The organism is Rariglobus hedericola, assembly GCF_007559335.1.
GTDB lineage: Bacteria > Verrucomicrobiota > Verrucomicrobiia > Opitutales > Opitutaceae > Rariglobus > Rariglobus hedericola.
In genome coordinates this window covers 25,079-46,125 of sequence record NZ_VMBG01000002.1, presented here as the reverse complement: position 1 = coordinate 46,125, position 21,047 = coordinate 25,079, and the positions used below count along the sequence as shown (strand labels likewise).

Annotated in this window: 14 protein-coding genes and 1 other RNA gene (1 of these 15 cut by a window edge); 5 read left to right on the top strand and 10 right to left on the bottom strand. The window is 62.2% G+C overall.

What is annotated here, in order from left to right; translation table 11 throughout:
- Window positions 1-38: 38 nt before the first annotated feature.
- Window positions 39-2,369 carry a Tex family protein gene (locus FPL22_RS10550; protein ID WP_144230319.1) on the bottom strand — a complete coding sequence of 777 codons (2,331 nt, stop codon included), beginning with the start codon at window positions 2,367-2,369 and terminating at the stop codon, window positions 39-41.
- 163 nt (window positions 2,370-2,532) lie between these two features.
- On the opposite strand from FPL22_RS10550, the gene ssrA reads away from it, so the two are divergent.
- Window positions 2,533-2,884, top strand: a transfer-messenger RNA (tmRNA) gene (gene ssrA, locus FPL22_RS10545).
- A gap of 107 nt (window positions 2,885-2,991) precedes the next feature.
- Here the strand turns inward: ssrA and FPL22_RS10540 are convergent.
- The 9 genes from FPL22_RS10540 to FPL22_RS10500 are packed head-to-tail and all read right to left on the bottom strand — an operon-like array spanning window position 2,992 to window position 12,130.
- Window positions 2,992-4,017 carry a formylglycine-generating enzyme family protein gene (locus FPL22_RS10540; protein WP_162525270.1) on the bottom strand — a complete coding sequence of 342 codons (1,026 nt, stop codon included), beginning with the start codon at window positions 4,015-4,017 and terminating at the stop codon, window positions 2,992-2,994.
- A gap of 4 nt (window positions 4,018-4,021) precedes the next feature.
- On the bottom strand, window positions 4,022-5,089 hold the full coding sequence (locus FPL22_RS10535; RefSeq protein ID WP_144230317.1) for a formylglycine-generating enzyme family protein: 1,068 nt from the start codon (window positions 5,087-5,089) through the stop codon (window positions 4,022-4,024).
- A gap of 28 nt (window positions 5,090-5,117) precedes the next feature.
- Window positions 5,118-5,852: an efflux RND transporter periplasmic adaptor subunit gene (locus tag FPL22_RS10530; RefSeq protein ID WP_144230316.1), complete on the bottom strand. Its 735-nt coding sequence runs from the start codon at window positions 5,850-5,852 to the stop codon at window positions 5,118-5,120.
- Window positions 5,853-5,885: 33 nt separating this feature from the next.
- Complete coding sequence (locus FPL22_RS10525) at window positions 5,886-7,454, bottom strand: TolC family protein (RefSeq protein ID WP_144230315.1); 1,569 nt, start codon at window positions 7,452-7,454, stop codon at window positions 5,886-5,888.
- An 18-nt stretch (window positions 7,455-7,472) separates the two neighbouring features.
- A complete protein-coding gene (locus tag FPL22_RS10520) occupies window positions 7,473-8,588 on the bottom strand; it encodes a hypothetical protein (RefSeq protein ID WP_144230314.1) in 1,116 nt (371 codons plus the stop codon).
- Complete coding sequence (locus FPL22_RS10515) at window positions 8,585-9,214, bottom strand: ABC transporter ATP-binding protein (RefSeq protein WP_144230313.1); 630 nt, start codon at window positions 9,212-9,214, stop codon at window positions 8,585-8,587. The genes FPL22_RS10520 and FPL22_RS10515 overlap by 4 nt, the downstream gene beginning before the upstream one ends.
- A complete protein-coding gene (locus FPL22_RS10510; protein ID WP_144230312.1) occupies window positions 9,214-10,392 on the bottom strand; it encodes a hypothetical protein in 1,179 nt (392 codons plus the stop codon). Before FPL22_RS10510 ends, FPL22_RS10515 begins: the two co-directional genes overlap by 1 nt.
- Complete coding sequence (locus FPL22_RS10505) at window positions 10,389-11,726, bottom strand: hypothetical protein (protein ID WP_144230311.1); 1,338 nt, start codon at window positions 11,724-11,726, stop codon at window positions 10,389-10,391. Before FPL22_RS10505 ends, FPL22_RS10510 begins: the two co-directional genes overlap by 4 nt.
- A 2-nt stretch (window positions 11,727-11,728) precedes the next feature.
- The gene (locus tag FPL22_RS10500) at window positions 11,729-12,130 is read right to left on the bottom strand and encodes a hypothetical protein (RefSeq protein WP_144230310.1); all 402 of its coding nucleotides are present in this window, start codon (window positions 12,128-12,130) and stop codon (window positions 11,729-11,731) included.
- Between the two features lie 230 nt (window positions 12,131-12,360).
- On the opposite strand from FPL22_RS10500, the gene FPL22_RS10495 reads away from it, so the two are divergent.
- From FPL22_RS10495 to FPL22_RS10475, 4 genes are all read left to right on the top strand, one after another.
- A complete protein-coding gene (locus tag FPL22_RS10495) occupies window positions 12,361-14,187 on the top strand; it encodes a GAF domain-containing protein (RefSeq protein ID WP_144230309.1) in 1,827 nt (608 codons plus the stop codon).
- Between the two features lie 58 nt (window positions 14,188-14,245).
- A complete protein-coding gene (locus tag FPL22_RS10490; protein ID WP_144230308.1) occupies window positions 14,246-16,435 on the top strand; it encodes a hypothetical protein in 2,190 nt (729 codons plus the stop codon).
- Window positions 16,436-16,437: 2 nt separating this feature from the next.
- Entirely contained in the window at window positions 16,438-18,438 is a 2,001-nt protein-coding gene (locus tag FPL22_RS10485; protein ID WP_144230307.1) for a preprotein translocase subunit SecA, read from the top strand.
- 309 nt (window positions 18,439-18,747) lie between these two features.
- Window positions 18,748-21,047: part of a beta strand repeat-containing protein coding region (locus FPL22_RS10475; RefSeq protein ID WP_203235146.1), annotated on the top strand (this coding region is incomplete at its 3' end). The annotated region continues 25,078 nt past the right edge of the window; the window shows 2,300 of its 27,378 annotated nt.

Below are 21,047 nucleotides of genomic sequence, written 5' to 3'. Positions count from 1 at the left end.
GCTTTTTGCGGATGAATCGACGCCGTCCGTTGGGGCGATCAGCGCTTTTTGTTAAGCGCGGCGGCGAACCAGTCGTTGCCGAGAGACTGCTGCGGGCGTGCGGCTGGCGCGGCGGCCGGGGCCGGACGGGCCTGGCCAGGACTCGTGCGGGGGGCGGTCTGACCGGACTTGGCGCCTAACTGCGGGGCGCTGCGCATCGAGAGCGCGATGCGGCCGCGGGTGAGATCGATCTCGGTCACGGTGACGCTGACTTTCTGGCCGGGCTTCACGACGGCGGAGGGATCTTTGACGAAGCTGTCGGCCAGTTGGGACACATGAACGAGGCCGTCCTGGTGGACGCCGATGTCAACGAAAGCACCGAAGGCGGTCACGTTGGTGACGATGCCCGGGAGTTTCATGCCGGGCTTCAAATCTTCGGGTTTGTTGACGCCTTCCTGGAAGCTGAAGGCTTCGAATTTTTCGCGGGGGTCGCGGCCGGGTTTGGCGAGCTCGGCCTGAATGTCGGTGAGCGTCGGGAGGCCGACGGTCTCGGTGACGTAGTTGGATAGGTTGATCTTCTTGCGGAGCTTTTCGTCGCGGAGGAGATCAGGGACGGTGCAGCCGAGATCGGCGGCCATCTTTTCGACGAGGGCGTAGCGCTCGGGATGAACCGCGGAGGCGTCGAGCGGATGGGCGGCATCGTGAATGCGAAGGAAGCCGGCGGCCTGTTCGTAGGCTTTGGGGCCGAGGCCGGAGACTTCGAGGAGATCGGCGCGGGTCTTGAAGGCGCCCTTGTCGTTGCGGCGAGCGACGATGGCGGCGGCACTACGACTGTTGAGGCCGGAGACCTGCGCGAGGAGTTGCTTCGAGGCGGTGTTGAGCTCGACGCCAACGCCGTTCACGCAGCTCACGACGGTGTCATCGAGGGAGCGCTTGAGGGCGTTTTGATCGACGTCGTGTTGGTATTGGCCGACGCCGATGGACTTCGGGTCGAGCTTCACGAGTTCGGCGAGCGGGTCCATCAGGCGGCGGCCGATGGAGACGGCACCGCGCACGGTGAGGTCGTGGTCGGGGAATTCTTCGCGGGCGACTTCGCTGGCGGAGTAGATCGACGCACCGGACTCGTTGACCATGACGACGGAAATCGCAGCGGGCAGTTTGAGTCCGCGGATGAAGGCCTCGGTCTCGCGGCCGGCAGTGCCGTTACCGATGGCGATGGCTTCGATTTTGAAGAAGTCGATGAAGCCTTTGATCTTCTCGGCGGCCTCGGTCTCGTGGCGGTCGGGATAGACGACGTCGTTGTGGAGGAGTTTGCCTTGGCGATCGAGGATGACGGTTTTGCAACCGGTGCGGAAGCCGGGGTCGAGGGCGAGGACGGCGCGTTGGCCGAGCGGGGCGGCGAGGAGGAGTTCGCGGACGTTGTCGGCGAAGACCTTGATGGCATCGGCGTCGGCCTTCTTTTTGGAATCGAGGCGGAACTCGGTTTCCATGGCGGGGGCAAGCAGGCGCTTGAGGGCGTCGGTCAGCATGAGGCGCAGCTGCGTGGTGGCGGCGGGCGACGTGTTCTTGATGACGAGGCGTTCGAGTTCGGCGAGGGAGAGCGTCTCGTCGACCGTGATGCGCATCATGAGGAACAACTCTTTTTCGCCGCGACGCATGGCGAGGAGGCGGTGTGACGGGCATTTGACGAGCGGCTCAGACCACTCGAAGTAGTCTTTGAATTTGGCGGCCTCGACCTCTTTGCCTGAGATGATCTTGGAGGAGACGACGGCGGAGTCGCGGTAGATGGTGCGGAGCTTTTCGCGGGCGGCGGCATCGTCTGAAACACGCTCGGCGAGAATGTCACGGGCGCCGGCAAAGGCTTCCTCGGCGGTGGCGATTTTGGAGACGACGTTTTTGCCGTCGTCGGCGGTGTATTCACGTCCCACATACGCGGCGGCTACGGCGGCGAGGTCGATGGCGGGGTCCTGGGCCCAGATTTGCTCGGAAAGGGGCTCGAGGCCCTTCTCTTTCGCGATGGTGGCGCGGGTGCGCTTCTTCGGGCGGAACGGGAGATAAATGTCCTCGAGGCGGACGAGGGTCTCGGCGAGGGCGATCTGGTTGTCGAGGGCGGGCGTGAGAAGGTTGCGCTCTTTTAGTGAGGCGAGGATGGAGGCGCGGCGTTCGTCGAGGGCCGCGAGTTGTTCAAGGCGGTCGCGGATTGTCATGATCTGCACCTCGTCGAGTTCGCCGGTCATCTCCTTGCGGTAGCGGGCGATGAAGGGGACGGTGGCGCCGTCCTTGAGGAGCTGGGCGGTCGTGGCGACCTGGTGGACTTTGACCGTGGAGCCGAGTTCCTGGGCGATGCGGAGGACGTGGTCGGCGTTGGGGAGAGCGGTGGGTTCAGCCATGAAAAGAAGGATGAGTGCAACGCGGTGGCGGCGACGGGCAAGGGCAAATCTCAGCGGAGGCGACGGGCAAAACGCACCCTTGCGCGACGGGGGAAGTGTGCTAAGTTGGCCGACCTGTTCTTTGACTGGCTGCACAAGCCGGTTGTATCGGAGTTCCCACTTTGGGGGTGTTCTGGATTCGACCTTTGGTTGGAGTGCGCCGCTGCCCTTTAAGAGTGAAAGCCTCTTGTTAATCCCCTTTCAAAAAAACAAACGGCAACAACGAAGAAATGCCCCTCGCTGCCTAAGTGCAGTGACGTCCGCCTAGTGATATCTGCTAGCTAACGTGGACGACGACAGCAGACATAACATCGGGAGCCATCCGCGGGCCTGGTGTCGTATCTTCACCCGGGGATTGGCTTGTGTTTAAGCGCGGTTGGTCGCGTAACACCGGCGAGATAAATACCAGCACATAAGGGTAGACGCGGTGTGCGAAGGCCGAAGGGACCCGGGTTCAAATCCCGGCACCTCCACCATTTTGAATCGTGCTATGCACAACGAAAAAGCCCGCGAATGTCGTGATGACGTTCGCGGGCTTTTTTGTGTGCGGAGCGGACGGGGCGCGTGCTCGTCAGTCGGGAACTCAGCGGCAAACGGTGCGGAAGCCGATGGTGTTGGCCGTGGTGGCGGGGGCGTTGCTGCGACGAAGATAGGTGGTGGCTTCCGAAGACGATCCATTCCAGCTTCCTCCGCGGCAAACGCGGTTAGTGCCTGTCGCGGGTCCTTTTGGATCAGGGCCGGCGGCGTCAGTCGTTCCGTAATAACCGGTCACAAACGGATCCCAGCACCATTCAGCGACGTTGCCTGACATGTCGTAAAGGCCGTAGGCGTTGGCTACGAAGACCCCTGTCGGACTGGTGTAGGGAAAGCCGCCGGTGGAATAAGAGGAGTGATAGGTGCTGCTGCCGATTTTGTAGTTGGCGAGCAACTGGGTGATGCTGTCCGTGCCCCACGGATAGGCTTTGTCCGCATAGCCGCCGCGTGCGGCGCGTTCCCATTCGGCTTCGGTCGGGAGGCGATAACCGTTGGCCGTCCAGTCACAGGTGACGCCGGCGTTGTCACTGGTGCGGTAAACGGCCCCGCTGACTTTGTAGGCGGGGTTGCGGCCTTCTTTTTCGCTGCGGGCGTTGCACCACTTCACGGCGGCATACCAGCTGATGGTTTGCACGGGATGGCCGGGCGCTTTGACGTCGCCGGCGGGCAGGTCGGTGTAGTTGTGGGTCAGACCCCAGGCAGCCACTTCGTCCCAAAGGGCTTTGCTGACCTCACGGGCGTCCATGTTAAAGGCGCTGAGGGTCACGGAGTGAAGAAAGTTGATCGACTCGGGATCTGTATTGCTGGCCTCACCCATGGAAAAGGTGCCGCCGGGGATCGCGACCATGCCGGCGGGCGGCAGCGTGGGCGGGGCGATGCTGAGGCGCACGGCGGCGTCGGGGATGATGATCGTGCCGTTGCCCGAAATCATGCCGGGGGTGATTTTGACGGGCACCCAGGTTTGTTCGTCGACGGAGCTTTCCACGGCGAGGGCGAGCGGGGCGGCTTGGACGTGTGCCGTCAGGCCTAGGGTGAGCAGCGCGGCGGAGAAGGTGAGAAGCGGTGAAGTGCGCATGGGATCAGGGGAGGACGCAGCGGAAACCGATTTCATCGGAGCCACCGTTGGCGGGATCAAAAATGCTGCGATTGGCAACGCGGGAGACATCGGCATATTTGAACCAGGAACCACCACGGACTACGCGCACCGCGCCGGTTTCGGGGCCGGTGGGGTTGTTGATGGGAGATGACGCGTAGTAGCCGCTGTCATACAAATCCCAGCACCACTCGGCGACGTTGCCGGCCATGTCGTAGAGACCGTAGCCGTTGGAGGCGAATGAGCCGACCGGGCTGGTGTAGGGCATTTCGCCGATGTTGAAGGCGGCGGGATAGCCGGAGGCGGTCTCGGTGTCGTAGGAGAAAAGGGTGTTCGCCGCGACGTAGTTGGCTTGGGCGTGGGTGAGTGTGTCTCCGCTTGGAAACCGCTTGCCAGCGAGGCCGCCACGCGCGGCTTTTTCCCATTCGGCTTCGGTCGGCAGGCGGTAACCGTTGGCGGTCCAGTCACAGGTGACGGCACCGGTGGCACCTGTTTTATAAGTCTCGCCGTTCACCTTGTAAGGCGGGGTCAGCCCGGCTTTTTCGCTGCGGGCATTGCACCAGCGAACGACGGCATACCAGCTGATGGTGTGGACGGGGTAGTTGTTGACCGGATCCGTCGTGGATTTGGCGACGCCCACGGGCAGGTCGTAGCCATGGGCAATGCCCCATGTGCGAACCTCGTCCCAAAGGGCCTTGGTGACCTCGTATTTTTCGAGGTAGCAGGCTTTGACGCTTACGGTGTGGACGGCGGTGTTCGCGGAGTTATCCAACGCATCGCCCATTTGGTAGCTGCCGGAAGGGATCAGACTGGTGCCTGCGGGAATGGGGAGCGGCGTAAGCTGGAGCCGGAAAAAGCCCTTCGTGCCCGGGTCTTGGATGAGTTGACCCTCACTATTGAGCTGGGCCGCGGAGATCGGCACGTCGGTCCAGGTTTGCAGGTCGGTGGAAGTCTGCAGTTTTCCTTCCAGCGAGACTCCGAATGCGGCGGGGGCGGCACCGAGGCCGGCCAGGAGTGCGGCCAACCAGAGGCGATTCGGAGATTTGAGGCTCATGGTGGGAAAGGCGCCCCGAGAGCGGGCTTTAGAGGGAGACTTCGGCGCGCAAGCCGGCTTTGAGGCGGGCCTCGGGGTTGGGGATGAGAACCTTCACGCGGAGCAGGCCGCTGGCGGCATCGACGCGGGGATCGATGAAATCGACGGTGCCTTTAAACGTGGCGTCGGGGCCGAGCACAGGGACGCGCACGGAGATGGCGTTGCCTTCTTTCACCAATGCGAGGTCCTCGGCGCGGATGAAAATCTGCGCATAAACCTGGGTGATATCGACGATGCGGAAGAGCGGCTGGGTGGCGGTCACGGTCTCGCCGATCTCGCGGTTTTTTTCGACAATCAAGCCGGCGGACGGAGCTTTGATGGTGCGCTGGGCGACGAGCTCGGCGGCCACGTCATACTGCAGCTTGGCGACCTCGGCCTCGCTGCGGCGGTTAAGGACTTCGTCCTCCGAGATGATCTTTTCGTCGAACAGGTTCTTCGAGCCTTTGAAGTCGAAGTTCTTTTTGGACATCACGATTTTCGCGCGGTCCATTTCGAGGCTCTCGAGGCGATTGTTAAGCTGGCCGAGGGTCTGGCCGGCGGTGACGGCATCGCCTTCTTTGACGGAGATCGATTCGATCTGGCCTTGGACGGGGGTGCTGACGACGACTTCGCGGTAGGGCAGGATCAAGCCGTCGAAGATGCGAGGGACGGCGGCCTCAACCGCGGGAAGAAGCCCGGCGAGCGAGACGGTGGCGGCGAGGAGCGGGCGAAACAGGGAGGACATGGCGGCGATTGAAAGGACGGGAGGGGCGACCGGTTAGGGAGCGACGGAAATGTCGATCTTGAGCTGGGAGGAGAGGACGCCCTGAACGAGGTAGAGCTGGGTGATGGCCTTCTGGAGATCGACGTCAGCGGCGAGGGCGCGGGTGCGCGTCTGGCTGAAGTCCCTCATCTGGGTGGCGACGTTGTAGCTGGTGGTCAGGCCGGAAACGAGGCGCTTTTCCTCGGCGTTGTAGGAGTCGGTGGCGAAGCGCACGGAGTCTTTGACGAGGGCGGCGCGCTCGCGGGCGGAGGAGATGTCACGCAAGGCGGTGTCGATCGCGCTGTAGAGCTCGACCTCGGTGCGCTTGATGTTGAGGACGGCCTGGCGCTTGCGGGCGATGGATTCGTTGACGCGGGCTTTGCCGACCTTGCCGGTGAGGGGCACGGAAATGATCACGCCGGCACTCCAGTCGGGCGTATCGCGGTTGCCGTAGTCGTAAAAGCTCTTGGTCCAGCCGTCCTCGATGCCGGTGTAGCCGAGGGTGCCGCGCAGATCGACGCGGGGCAGGCGCTGGTTTTTGGCGTAAACGATGCGGATGTCTTCGCCTTTCGCGGTCTCGATGGCGGCGAGGTAGGCGGGGTTGTTCTCAAGGGCGGTGTGGACCAGCGTCTCGCGGTTCAACGACGGCTCGGGCAGGGTCGCCTGGGTGGTGTCGATGATGTAGGCGGGTGCATCGAAGACGAATTCTTCGCGGGTCAGTTCGCTCAAGGTGTTCTGGCGCTGGGCGAGGAAGTTGCGGGCGAGGATCAGTTCCTCGCGGGCCTCGGCGAGGCGGGATTGGGACTGGCTGACCTCGATCGGGGACATGCGGCCTTCGTCAACGCGGCGCTGGTTCTCGCGCACCAAGTTGCCGGCGAGATCGATGGCCTGCTGTTTTACGAGGATGTTTTCCTGGGCGAAGTTGATTTCGAAGCAGGCGTTGACGACCTGGGCGATGACCTTCTCGACGGTGCCACGGAGTTCGTTTTCGGACACGAGGCGCGTGCTCTTGGCGAGGCGGACTTCCGCGAGATTGGCGCCGGGCCCGAAATCTTTGAGCAAGGGCTGGGTGATCGTGAGCGTGGTGCCGGCCTGATATTCAGGGCTGTAGAGCGGACCGCCGGCGAGCAAGCTGACCGGACGACGGTTGGAGGTGTTTTCGAGACGCGAAACCGTGTTGGCCAATTCGAGCTGCGTGCCCGTGGGCAGACGACCGGAAATGCCGCCCTGCAGGCGGATGTTTTCCTCCTCGAAGATACGCGCCTTGGGATCAACGATGATGCTGCCGTTGCTCAAGAAATCGCGGTAGTTCTGGGGCTTGGAGCTTTTCTCGTAAACGCCACCGAGCGAAAGCACCGGGTCAAACGCACCCCACGCACCGTCGACGCGGTAGCCTTGAATCTCGGGATCGATTCGTTTGGCGCGCAGCTCAAGATTCGTATTAAGCGCCTTAACAATAAGGGCATGAACGCTTACCGTCTCGGGCTTGGCGGCCTCGGTGGCGGTGGTTTCCTGCGCGAATACGGCAATAGGCAGGCTGAACAGACCGAGGGCGACGGGGAGGAAATGACGGGAGGATATCATGAAAAAACTGTTAAAAAATTAAGGTAAGACGAACCCTAGCGGCCTGCGCAAGGCGCAACCGAGCGGAATCAGGCTGAAAAACAGCCCCACGTTGACGATCGCCGTAATCGCCAGCCAAGCCTCGAATGGTAATGCAATTGTGGTGAGATCTCGAAGGCCGGCGACCGCGAGTGCCGAGGGTGCCGCGAACAAGGTGAGTCCGGCGGCGATCAGCGCGAGATTGGCCAATAGCAAGTTCTCGACCAAGCTGGCTCCCCAGATCGTCAGGCGGGAGCTGCCGAGGCTGCGGAGCAGGGCCTGGGTGTAGCGGGTTTGGCGTTCTTCGAGGACGCCGATGGCGGTGAATGTGAGCACCACGCAGGCGCCGAGCAGGGCGAGCACGGCGAGTCGCCAGACCTGACCGAGCGTTTGCAGTCGGGCAAAGGCAACCAGGCGCGGGCCGGGGTCCTGAATAAAGGGCGGCGGAAGCTGGTTGCCTGCGAAAATCATGCGCACGGTGGCGAGGGGTGCCTCGGTCGCGCCAAATTGTGTCGGTCGAAAGAGCACCACATCGACGCGCCCCGCGGCCGTCGTCGCCGGCGGAACCAGCGCTGGTGGAATGATCAACGTATCATCTTCGCCGAGGGCCGACCAGAGGGTTTCGGGACGGGCGGTCTGGGCGCGCACCGGTTGGCCGGAGATCCATACGACTTGGGACTGGCCGGGTGGCAGTCGCGTGGTGAGCCAAAGGGCTTCGTTGGGAGAACTCACGAATTTCGCCAGCAAGGTCCACGGCGCGAGGTAGGTGGGCATCGTCGCGCGATCGGCGCGCGCCGCGGAGAGCGGGAGTGCTTGCAACAGTCGCGTCTCGCCGAATTCCGACAAGCCGGCGGCCCAATGGTCGGCGGGCAGCGCGGCTGAGAGCTCGGGCAATGACGTCATGGCCGAAGCGCGGATCACGGCCGTGTCGAAACCCTGGCGTTCCAATTCGCGCGCGAGGGCGGTTTCCTGCGCGGTCGAGCCGAGCCAGAACCACGCGGCCGCGGCGGAAAGCGTGGTCGTTAAGGCGAGGCGCACCAGAGGGCTCGACGGTTGCTCACGCCAGCGGGCCAGCGTCTCGTGCCAGAGATAAAAGAGGGGCGACGGGCGGCTCATGATTCCAGGGGGAAACGCCATTCGGCCGACACGCGGGCGGGGCGCAGGCGGGGATCATGCGTGGAGACGACCGCGGAGCGGCCGGTGGCGAGCCAGTCCGCGAGCAGCGCGTCGATGCGGGCTACATGGGCGTCATCGAGGCCCGAGGTCGGTTCGTCGAGGAGCAGCACGTCGGGGTTTTTCAACAGAGCGCGGGCGAGGGCGGCGCGTTGCAATTGGCCGCCGGACAAAGTTTCGGCGCGCACATCGGCCAGCGCCATCAGGTCGAGGTGTGCGAGCCAGTGGTCGGCGGCGGTGGCGATGGCTTGCGAAGAGAGGCCGGCGAGATTGCCGGCGAGTTCGAGATTGCGGCGCACGGTGGCGAGCGGGAGCAGGTTGAACTGCTGAAAAACGAAGCCCACGCGCAGGCGTTGGAACTCCGCATCGGGCGGGGTGCCGGCAGCCGTGAGCACGCGTCCGGAGTCGGGCGGGAGGAAGCCGGCGAGGAGTTTTAGCAAGGTGCTTTTGCCGCAACCCGAAGGCCCGCGCAGCAAGGTGAGGCCGGCGGGCAACGTGCGCGTGAGGGCGTTGAAAACCGGCGGACGTCCGGGGTAGGCAAAGCTGACAGACTGGAGGTCGAACAGCATCAGCGCGCGGGACGCAGGGCGAGGCTGGCCCGGCCTTCGGCGACGAGCTCGGCGCCGGGGAGCAACGTGGGCAGGGCGGCGGCCCAGCCACCGAGCAAGGTGGCCTGGGTGTCACGGTTGGCGAGGTCGAGCTTCGGCACGATGCGGGCGGAGGCGGCTAGTTTAGTATGCACAGTGCAGGCGAGATCGATGCCGGCGGGAGGCAGCGGATTGGGCAGGGTAGTCGTCTCGAAATAAAATACGGGTTCCTCGATGTTGAGGCGGGGTTCGAGCTGCGTGGATACATACGTGAGCACGAGCGGCGAGCCGCCGGGCGGGGTGACGGTCGCGATCAGGCTCGCCGGAGCCACGCCGTGAAGTTCGGGCAGGGTGGCGCGCACGCGCAGTCGCAGGCCGGTCCAGTCGCGAGCGACGGCGAGGAGTTCGCCCGGGGCGACCGTGCGCTCGGCGGCCGTGGCGGAGGAGGCGAAGACGAGGCTCGCGGCAAACGGGAGTTTTAACTCCGAGCGGGTGCGGCGTTCATCGCGCAGGCGGGTGCGGCGGGTGACTTCGGCGCGGAGGGTCTGCAGCTCGGCGGTCTCGGGCGTGGCGGGATCATCGAGCGCGGCGCGGCGGGCTTGGACCAGCTTCAGGGTTTCGGTGGCGGCGGTGACCGAACTCGCGGGGAGCAGGCGCGGATCCAGCGGGGCGTTGGCGGCGCGAAACAGATCGGGGTCCTTTTCGGCGAGGCGGGCGAGAGCGAGGTTGTCGGCCGCGGCGGCGACTTCACGGTCGAGTTGCAGGCGGGCGGCGGGGCGATCGGCATTGTTAACCTGACGTTCGCGTTCGGCGAGGGCGGCGGTGGCGCGGTCCAATTCCGAGTCCTCCAGCGTGTCGGCGGGTGTGTGTAACCGACCCCAAACCGTGTCGGCGGGCCAGCGGGTGCCGGGGGCGGCGGCGAGGATTTCGGGGGTGATTTGCAGGCGGGCTTCGCCAGGTGCGCGGAACAGATGGCTGCGCGCCGGTTCAAGCGTGCCGGGTAATGTGGCGAGGAGCAGGCGGTCGGATTCGGGATAGATTTCCCAACGCCAAGGGGCCGGTGCGGCGGAGGCGGACGGAGCTTTGGGATCGGCCGAGGGCTTGCACGCGGTGAGCAAAAGACAACCGGAGAGGAGAAGGTAGGCGGGGCGGTTGATCATGGAGTGGACGCGGCGAAAACGAGAGGGCGGTCGGGATTGGGGACGGGCCAGCGGGCGTCGTCGAAGAACCAGAGAACCAGCGACCATTCGAGGCGGAGTTCGTCGAGCTGGGTGCGTTGGGATTGGAGGTTTGCCTGCAACGGACTGCGCGAGGTGTCGGAGAGAGGGGTCGCGGTGAGCTCACGGAGCGCGGCGTCGATGCGGGATGACTCTTGGTCGATGCGGGTAAGCTCCGCCAACGTAGTGCGCAGTTGGTCGGCATTGCGCTCTTCCTCGGCGGCGAGGGTGTTGCGACGCAGCGTGGTTTCCACGGCCAACATGCGGCGGTCGCTGGCGCGGCGGCCCTGCGTGTCGAGGGACCAATTCACATTGGCGCCGATCACGATCTGTTCGCTGGACCAGGTTGCCTGCTGGTTGTTGGCGTAGCGGTAAACGCCCGGGCTGGTGATATAGATGTTCAGATCGGGAAAGCTGCGCAGACGGGCACCGAGGGCGCGGGCGCGCAAGGCGACCAACTCCACGGCCGCCAGGCGGAGTTGCAGGCGAGCCATCGAGGCAGGATCGGGCCGGTGAGTGGAATCGAGATAACCGAGATCGGGCAGGGTGGACACGTCCGGCGAATACGCGGTGCCGGGCGTGCCCAAGACGTCGGACAAGTGCTCGATCGCGACGGCTTCCGAGCGGCCGGATTGTTTGGTTTGAGTCGCGGCGGAACGCGCGAGGTCGGCCGCGAGCGGCGAGGTCGGCGAATCAGTGGTCAACGCGGCCGCGATCTGGCGCAGAGCGGCGGAGCGGGCGGAGGCCTGACCGAGCGGGGTAAAGGCGTTGAAGGAGCGGTAAAGCTCGATGGTTTGTTCGCGAAGAAGGAGCTCGCGGGCGAGCAAGGCGCGGCGAAGCAGCAGTTCGCCGGCGAGAAGACGGGCGCGGTAGTTAAATACCCCCGGCACATCGATGAAAACGTTGGCCGCGAAAGTGAACGGATCGAAGCCGTTTTGGGCGTCTTTCAAGGCCCGGTTGTAACCGGCCTGGAAGTTGATCAGCGGGATCAGCGACCGGTGAATCTGGCGCAAACTCTCTTGGGCGCGGAGAATCTCGAAGTCGGCCGACTGTAGTTTTTCATTACGCGCTTTAAGGATTTCCAGCGCGCGATTCCAAGAAAGGGATTCGCCGGGCAGGGCGGCGGACGGTTGCGAACGGGAACGAAGCGATTCCTCCCAAGCCCGCTCACGGGCGGCCGAGGCTTCGTTGAGACGGGTGGCGGTGGAGGTGCAGCCGCTGCTCAGACAGACGGCCGCAATCAGGACGGCGATGTGAGCAGTGCCGCGCGAAGCCACACTTAGTTGATCGTAAAGGTGCCGTTACTTGGCAAATCGTCTGAATAGGAGCCGCCGCTTCCGCTCGCAAACGTGAGGTTGTAAGTGGTGGTGCTCAAAAACACGGTGCTCGTCATTTGGAGAACGGCCTTATCAGTCGTCCCCATGGTTTTTGTATAGGTGAACGTGCCGGTATCACCGATGTCCGTCGACGAATAGGTGCCGCTGACTGACCCCGTATATGTATATGCGGTGTTTGCTGCCACAATTGCATCCCGAAACGTGATCGTGCGCCCGTTCAACGAGCTCGGAGCGGGATCGGTTTTATTGCTGCCGCCACCGCAGCCGACCAAGAGGGCGGAGGCGATCAGGCACGTGAAAAACATGAAAAAGCGGACGGGCGAAGCGGCAGATTGCGTAGGCATGGCAAACACGGGTTGTGAGTGGGAAAGTGGGAAGAAAAGGCTGGATATTTAAAGATGACACAAGGTTAATGCCCGCTCGTTCCCGAACAATTTTTTTACAACCGCACCTTTCGCGAATCACTTGAAAATTATATGTCTCGATTGCCCTTGGGCTTATTACATCCGCGCAGAGGGAATTTCCCGCAAAGGAGTTCGGTCTTTGGTAACGTCTGCAGTCGTCTGATTTTGGTATGAGCAATCCCACGGTGGTGTCGTCGTCCGAGGCCGTTCGCAGTCTGGAAGCTTGCCGTATCTTCGCCGGTCCGGTGAAGGAATTCTGGCCCAAGTTTGCACAGACGTGTGCGAGTCTCGTCAATCCGAGCGTGACCGCGGTTCTGGTCAACGTGAATGGAGACTGGAAGCAGGCCGCGGCGTTTCCGCCCGGACGTGAGTTTCCAGTGGCCCTGCGCGGCGCGCAATTTGCGGAGCTGATGGTGCGGGTCATCGCCGAGGGCTCCATCCTGATCCCGGGCGGCGGACCGATGGTGCCGGCCTTGGTGTTAATTGCACTACAGACGGGTGATCCCAAGGAATCCGTGGTGCTCGTGCAGGCGTTGCCGGGCGTGGCGGCGGATCATGTGTCGGCTGCTCTGGCCGTGCTGAAACTGGCGGCGGATACCCCGCTTTTATATCAGCGCCAGCGTCAGCTCGAGCGTGCGCGCCGGGAGTTGATCAACTATTCGCAGGCGCTGGAAATCCTCGCCGCAACCAACGTCCCCACGCGTTTCCTCGCGGTGGCGATGACCTTGGTCAACGAACTCGCCTCGCGTTACCGCTGCGTGCGCGTGTCGCTCAGCTGGCGCGATGGTCCTTATCTGCGCGTGATCGCGATCAGCGGAACGGACAAGTTTGAGAAACGCATGCTCGCGGTGCAAAAACTCGAGGCTGCCATGGAGGAAGCCCGCGATCAGGACGAAGAGATCGCCTGGCCCGCGCTGCCGGATACCGACGTGATTTCGCGCGATCACCGCGCTTACTCGGAGCAGGAAAAAACCGGTTCGCTCCTGACGGTGCCGGTCCGCGTGACGGGTGAAGTTCGCGGCGTGCTCGCACTCGAGCGCGAAGAAATTTTCACCGAGCATGACGCCCTGTCGTTGCGCGTGGTGGCCGATCAAGTGGCGCGCCGTCTCGACGATTTGCACCGCCACGACCGCTGGTTTGGCGCGCGCTGGGCCGCCGCGGCCCGCGTGGAGCTGGCTGGTTTTCTCGGACCCAAGCGCACGTGGCTGAAGGCCGGCGTGATCCTGGGTGCGCTGTTGCTGGCGTTCTCGGTTTTTGTGCCGCTGCCGTATCGCGTGAATGCGAGTTTCATCGTGCGTGCGGATGCGTTGATGCACCTGCCGGCGGCGTTTGAAGGCTTCATCGGCGACGTGAATGTGCGCCCGGGTGATCTTGTTAAAAAAGGCGACTTGCTGGTGCAGCTCGACTCGAGCGACCTGCGGGTCGAACTCGCCGCGGCGATCGCCGAGCGTCAGCGCTACGCCAGCGAAAGCGAAAAAGCCGAGGCCGAGCGCAAGCTGTCCGACCTGCGTGCGGCCCGGGCGCTGCAGGCCCAGTCGCAAGCCCGCGTTGACCTGATTCTTTATCGCATGGATCGCGCGGGGTTGGTGGCGCCGTTTGATGGTGTCGTGGTCGAAGGTGATCTGCGTGAACGTATCGGTGCGCCGGTGCGTTCGGGTGATGTGCTCATCAAGATCTCCCAGCTCAAGGGCCTGTATGTGGAAATGAAAGTGCTGGAGCGTGACGTGGATTTGATCGCTGACAGCACGCGTGCCGAGGTGGCGTTCAACACCCGCCCCGAAGATACGTTTGGCGTGAAGATCAATCGCATCGAACCGTCGGCGGTGGTCGACACCGAGGGTAATATTTTCGTGGTGCGCGGCTCCCTCGAAAACGGGGCTGAGTGGCTGCGTCCCGGCATGAGCGGCGTGGCCAAGATCGAGACGCAAAAACGCACTCTGTTTTGGATCTGCACGCACCGCCTCGCGGATTTCCTGCGCTTGAAGCTGTGGTGGTAAACCTCCCGATGACATCCTTACGAATGACGTCCTTAGCCGGCGTGGAGGCAGCGTCCTTATGAGCGGCGAGCCGAGGCAGATCTTCAGCGAGTCGTGGCACCGCGTCGCGGGGCAGCGACTGCGCCTGCGTCCGTCGGTGCGCATGCGCCGCCAGAGTTATCGCGGCGAGCCGTGGTTCGTGGCGCAGGATTCCTTCACGGAGGCGTTCTACCGTTTCCGGCCCGAAGCGTATGATTTTATCGCGCGACTCGATGGCTCACAAACCGTCGAAGAGGTGTGGAAGGGTTGTTTGGACCGTTCCCCTGATACAGCTCCCGGGCAAAGCGAAGTGGTCTCGCTACTCGCGCAACTTTATCAGGCAAACTTGTTGGCCGGAGATACGCCCGGTGATGCGGCGCGCCTGTTTGCCCGTCATCAAAAGCGTGCTCAGCGCGAACTCGCGTCGCAGTTCTTCGGGATCTTTTTCCTGCGCGTTCGTTTGCTCGATCCGGATCGTTTCCTGAGCCGCGTGTGGCCGTCCTTGCGCTGGCTGGCCACGCGCTGGGGTGTGGCGGCCTGGAGCGCTCTGCTGGTGTTGGGCATCGGCATGGTCATCAGCAATTGGGACCGTGCGGTGGACCAATCCGCGGGCGTGCTGGCCCCGGGCAACCTGTTGTTGCTGTATGCGGCATTCACGGTGGCGAAGTTGATCCACGAGTTTGGCCACGGGTTTGCCGTGAAGGCCTTCGGCGGCGAGGTGCATGCGATGGGTGTGACCTTCCTCGTGTTCACGCCGATCCCGTATGTGGATGCGACGGCGGCCTGGGCGTTCCGCGAACGCTGGAAACGCGTGATGGTCGGATGTGCGGGTATGATTCCCGAAATGGCCTATGCGGCGATCGCCGCGGTGGTGTGGGCCGGCACGGGCACGGGCACGATCAATACGCTCGCTTACAACACGATGATCACCGCGTCGGTTTCGACGCTGTTGTTCAACTTAAATCCGTTGCTGCGCTTTGACGGCTATTACATTTTGTCCGACTTGCTCGACGTGCCCAATCTTCAGGGCCGTTCGTTCCGTCAGTGGCTCCATTTGGTGGAGACGAAAGTGTTTCATGCGCGCGGGCTGGAGAGCCCGGGCCGCACACCGGCGGGCGTGGCGGGGTTTCTTTCGTTCGGTGCGGCGAGCTGGGTTTACCGCATCATCATCACCGTCACGATCATCCTGTTGGTGGCTGACCGGTATTTCGGTCTCGGTTTGCTGGCGGGTGTCATCACGGGCATCGGTGCGTTCATCATCCCGGTCGTAAAAGCGGTTCAGTATCTCCTGCGTGAACCGCGTATCGAGCGGGTGCGCCGCCGGGCCTGGGCGTTTTCCGCAGGCGCGGTGGTTTTTGTGATCATTCTCCTGGGCGTGATTCCTTTCCCGCAGCATTTCCGCGCTCCGGGCGTGGTGCGCGCGGCGGGTTCACGCGATGTCTATACTTCGGTGGGTGGCTGGGCCGCCGAGGCCAAGGCCGTCAGTGGTTCTTCGGTGCAAACCGGCGAGACGTTGGTCCGGATGGAAAGCCCCGAACTGGTGCTGGAGTTGATGGCCGCCAAGGCGGATCTCCAGCAAGTCGAGGCGCGCGAACGCCAGATGTTGTCGGACTTGGCCGCCGGTATCGAACCGATGAAGCGCCGGCGTGAAGCGGTGCAGGCGCGTCTGGAACGTTTGGAAAAAGACCGCACGGCGCTGAACCTGATCTCGCCCTCCACGGGCCAATGGGTGTCGCCGCGCTCGGATGATTGGGCGGGGTTGTGGCTGCCTCGCGGTGCCCGTGTGGGCGAAGTCGTGGGGCCCGGGCGGGAGTGGGAGTTTTTTGCGGTGGTCGATCAAAACGATGCGCGGTCGCTCTTCGCGGCCAACGCCGCCAAGGAACGCGCCGAGGTGCGCTTTCATGGTTCGTCCGGGCGGGTGTTGACCGTCACGGGCTGGAGTGTGGTGCCCGGTCGCCAGGAGGTTTTGCCTTCGCCGGCCCTTGGCTGGAAAGCCCATGGACCGATCCGCGTGCGGGCGGATGATGAGCATGGTATGCGCGCGGATCAGCCGTTCTTCCTGGTCACCGGACGCATCCCTGTGGATAGCGTCAAAGACAGCGACGAGCCCGGCCCGGTGTTGTGGCAGGGACGCACGGGCGTGATGCGTTTCGACATGCCCTGGTCTCCGCTGCTGGTTCAGTGGGTGCGGTCCTTCCGCCAACTCTTGCAGGAGCGTTACCGGATCTAACGATGTCTGCGCCATTGACGGAAGTGCGGCGCACGGAAGTGCCGATTTTGGAGAATCTGCCCACCGGGCTTGATGCTTGGGTGCATCAAACGCACGGCCGTTGGCGGCGGCGGGCAAGCGTGGCCGCCGATCTCAAGGAGCAGGCTTTTCGCATCCATGTGGAAGCGGAAAAACTCCGCGGATTGTCCGAGTCCGAGCTGGCGACCCAACTCAACGGGCACCGTGAAAACGTGCGCCGGTATGGCTTGGGCGAACGGTGGGCGGACGTGTTTGCCGCCGCGCTGCCGTTTGTGGCGGAGTATGCTTATCGTTCACTTGGGCTGCGCCCGTATCCCGTCCAGTTGATGGGCGCGCTGGGCATCGCCCGCGGGCACTTGGTAGAAATGGCAACAGGTGAAGGCAAAACCCTGACCATCGCCTTAGCCGCCGCTGTCTGTGGCTGGCAGGGCCGGACCGTGCATGTGATCACGGCGAACGATTACCTCGCGGGCCGCGATGCGTCGGGCCTGCGTGGATTTTACGCCCATTGCGGGCTCGAAGTCGCCGCAGTTACCGCCGAACTCGATCCGGCCGCGCGACGTAGCGCGTATCAGGCGGAAATTGTTTATACGACGGGCAAGGAGTTGGTCGCGGATTTCCTGCGTGATCGACTGGTGTTGGGATCGCTCGCGGAACCGGAACGCCGCATGGTGGGACGTTTGGTTCACCAGCCGGGAGCCACCGAAAATCAGGTCGTGTTACGAGGATTGCACACGGCTATCGTGGATGAGGCGGATAATCAGCTGATCGATGAAGCGGTCACGCCATTGATCATCAGTCGTCCGCAGGCCAATGCCGAATTGATCGCCGTGATGACCTCGGCCGACCGGTTTGCGTCAGGATTGCTCGAAGGTGATCACTACGAAATTGATCAACGCTTTAAGGATGTGCGCATCAATGAAGAGGGGCGCGCGCTGGTTTCAGAATGGTGCGCCCAGCAGGCGAACGGGCCCTTTCAACGTGCCGTCTGGATGGAGGGACTGGTCAACCAAGCCCTGCAAGCGAGGCATTTCTTCCTGCGAGACCGCCAGTATGTGGTGGTTAAGGGGGAGATCGTGATCGTGGACGAATCCACCGGACGCATGATGCCCGGCCGCAGCTGGCGACTGGGCTTGCACCAAGCCGTGCAAGCGAAGGAAGGCGTGGAGATTACCCAACCCTCCGAAACGATGGCGCGGCTGAGCTTTCAGCGGTTCTACCGGTTGTTTAAGCGTTTAAGTGGCATCACGGGAACGGCTTTCGAGGGGGCAGGGGAGTTCTGGCGGGTTTATGGGCTGCCCATTCTCTCAGTTCCGCCCCATCGGCCCAACCGGCGCCATATGTGGGCTCCCCGTTATTTTAATACCGCGGCCGAAAAATGGGCGGCGATTGTCTCCGAAGTAGCCGACCTCCATGAGCAAGGGCGTCCGGTTTTGATCGGCACGCGGAGTGTGGCATCGAGCGAACACCTGGGAGCTTTATTATCTGCCCGCGGGCTGCACTTCAGCTTGCTCAACGCGAATCGCCACAGTGAGGAGGCGGCGATTATCAATCTGGCAGGCGATGCGGGAGTGATCACGGTGGCCACGAATATGGCGGGTCGCGGAACGGATATCCGGCTCGGTGGCGGGGTCGCCGCGGCGGGTGGACTCCATGTTATCCTGACCGAGGCACACGAATCGGGCCGAATTGACCGCCAGTTGTGCGGTCGTGCGGGACGCCAAGGCGATCCCGGGAGCACCCGTCTTTTTGCCAGCCTGGAGGATGATTTGGCCGAGCGCTTCCTGAGTTCGTGGGAACGGAAGATCTTGGATTTGGGTATTCGCAAAGCCGGAAACAGGCAGTCGTATTGGATCGGTTGGGCGATCCGCCGCGCACAAAAATCCGCTGAATCGCAGTCTTATCGTCAAAGGCGTTTGGTTATGGCCCAAGACCAGCAGTTGTCTGAAGCACTGATTCCGAGCCAGACCATCGACCAAATATGAGTCTTCAAAGGGATATTTCTGATGTTGCCATGGGGCCCCGCTCCGATGGCGCAGAATTAGTCTGCCTAATGCATGGGTATTCTGTAAAAAAGGTGTTTACCCCTTTTTCTCAAAAGGCAGTGTCATCCGAGTAACTTGTTAATTTGTGAATAACTGCACTGCGTGAGTAGCTTGCGATCAGACTCTCGTCTGAGTTCCGCCTCCTTTAGTTTGGAGGCTCTGGAGACGCGCATGCTCCTTTCGGCCACTCCGCTTCCGGCGTATACCGCCGATTCTGCGAGTCAGCTCACGAATACGACCGTAGAATATGTGTCTGCTGGACACGCTTCCGAGTCGGCTGTGTTGCCCAATCCTTCGGGTCAGGCTGAGAATATTTTTGAAGGTATCGACCTGACACCTCCTGTGTCGATCGGTTCCCCGGAGTCGGCACCTACGGTTGAAGAAGCCCCCGCTGCTGAGAATGCTGCGGTCGTTCCGGTTTCCTGCTTTAGCCAGGAAGTGGATGCATTGACCCCTTCCGATGAACCCACGCCGGCCAGCCCGGCCACGGATCCTCTCGTTACTCAACTGATAGTAACCCTTAATTCGGGCAACGGTCCGCCAGAATCCCAAACTGTTACTCTTCAGCAGGATCAGTCAGAACTTACAATCGCATCCGATGAGCGACTCAACGGTAAGGGCACCTACGCTCTTGCGTTGATAAACAACGGAACCTTCGCGCCGGGCAATTCCCCGGGCATCGATACCTTCGCCAGCTTCAGCCAGTCTTCGGATGGCGTGCTCGAAATCGAAATTGGTGGCCTCACCCCTGGAACTGGCCACGACCAAGTCAATGTTACCGGCGCCGCCAATTTTGGAGGCACGCTCGCGCTCTCTCTTTATGGCAGCGGCTACACGCCGACCATCGGTGACACTTTTGATATCATCACGTTTGGTTCCGCAACGGGTCGCTTCGACCACATCACCGGCCAGACCTTTGCCAACGGTTCGCTCTGTTTTGAGGTCGTTCAAAAAGCCGACCGCATCCAGTTGGTCGTCCGCGCAACCGCGCCGACCTCATTAGAAACCTTTATCGCCGACAAGTTCGCCGCGATCGCTGCCGGCCAATTTTCTGGTGATGTCTCTTTTGGTGGATTGAACCTCCAGTTGGGCGATGTCGCTAAGCTGTCCGATGTCTGGGTTTCGTTTGCCAATATCACCTACAACTCAGGTGCATTTGGCGGTAGCGTCCAGATCACTGCCGGTTCCGCCAGCCTTTTTGAAGGTCAGGCCTTCTCGGCATCGATCACCGACGGCTCCGATTCAGACCGGTTTGCCGTTAACGGTATATATAATACCGCAACGAGCACCTATTCTCTGACCTTGGATCAGACCACCCTGAACGTTGGTGATGCGCTCAAGGTCTCCGCATCCAACGTCGTTCTCAATTTTGATCCTTCCAGCTCCGCCGCCAACCAGACCCTGATCAGCACGGCGAGCGCCACGATTTCTTCCCCTCTCTTTAGTGAGGTCGGTCCGGTCACCTTGACGGACTTCACGGTTCGTCGTGACGGGTTCTCGGTTTCCGATGCCACCCTGAGTGTTTCTGGCGGTGGCGTCGCCACGATCGGTGATTTCCTGACGGTTTCTGGTTTGCAGATGGTTGTCGCTAACCTTGACGTCAATTTCGCTCCTGGCGGCGCCACGGTTTCCGGTTCGGTGACCGCCACCGCGTCCAGTCTTACGGTCTATCCTTCCAGCAGCCTCCTTCGCGCGACTGCGACCGGTCTTACTCTTGGCTTCGATCTCGGCGGTTCTTCGCCGACCGGTTCGCTCAGCATCGAAGCCGCTGCTGTTGAAATCATCGTTGCCAGCGCAATCAAGATCTCGGCTTCCACGATCACCTTCAATCCCCATGCCGGCCTGACCGATCCTCTCGCCACCTTGGCGACGGCTTCGATCGGTGCCGCCCAGTTCTCGGGAGTCACCCCGATTTCGGTTACCAACATCGTTCTTAAGCGCACCGGGTTTACCTTGGGCAGCGTCACGCTGACCACGCCGGTTGCGGCGCTCGTCGCCTTCAATGATACCTTTGGTTCCGTGCTCAAGGTCGACAGCCTCAGCCTCACCGTCACGGACGTCTCCTTTGTTTACGGTTCCGCGCCCGCGATCAATGGATCCATTGATCTCGCGGTTACCGGTGCCGTTCTCTTCCCGTCCATCGGTTTCCTTAAACTTAACCTCGGCACGCTTCTCGGCACCTACGACCTGAGTGTTCCCAATTCTCTGACCCTGAGCATTCCGGCGATCACGGTTCGCATCGGTGAATTCATCGAGGTCGATCTGCCCTCCTTCAATCTCAGTCCGTCGTTGGATGTGATGGCGGTTTTCTCCAACGTTGTTTTCCGCGTTCCAGGCATGCCCAGCCTGTCGGGCATTTTTACGAGCTTCGAACTCAGCAAGCTGGCTTTCTCCCTTCCTGACGTGACGATCCACGTGAATGGACCGGTTTCTCTCGGCGGTTTCGCCACGGTTGGAAACCTCGATTTCACTATCGCCGGTTTCTCGGTGAATCGTGAGCTCGGCACCGTCGCGGGAACGATCACGCTTTCCGTTGGCCAGTTCGCGCT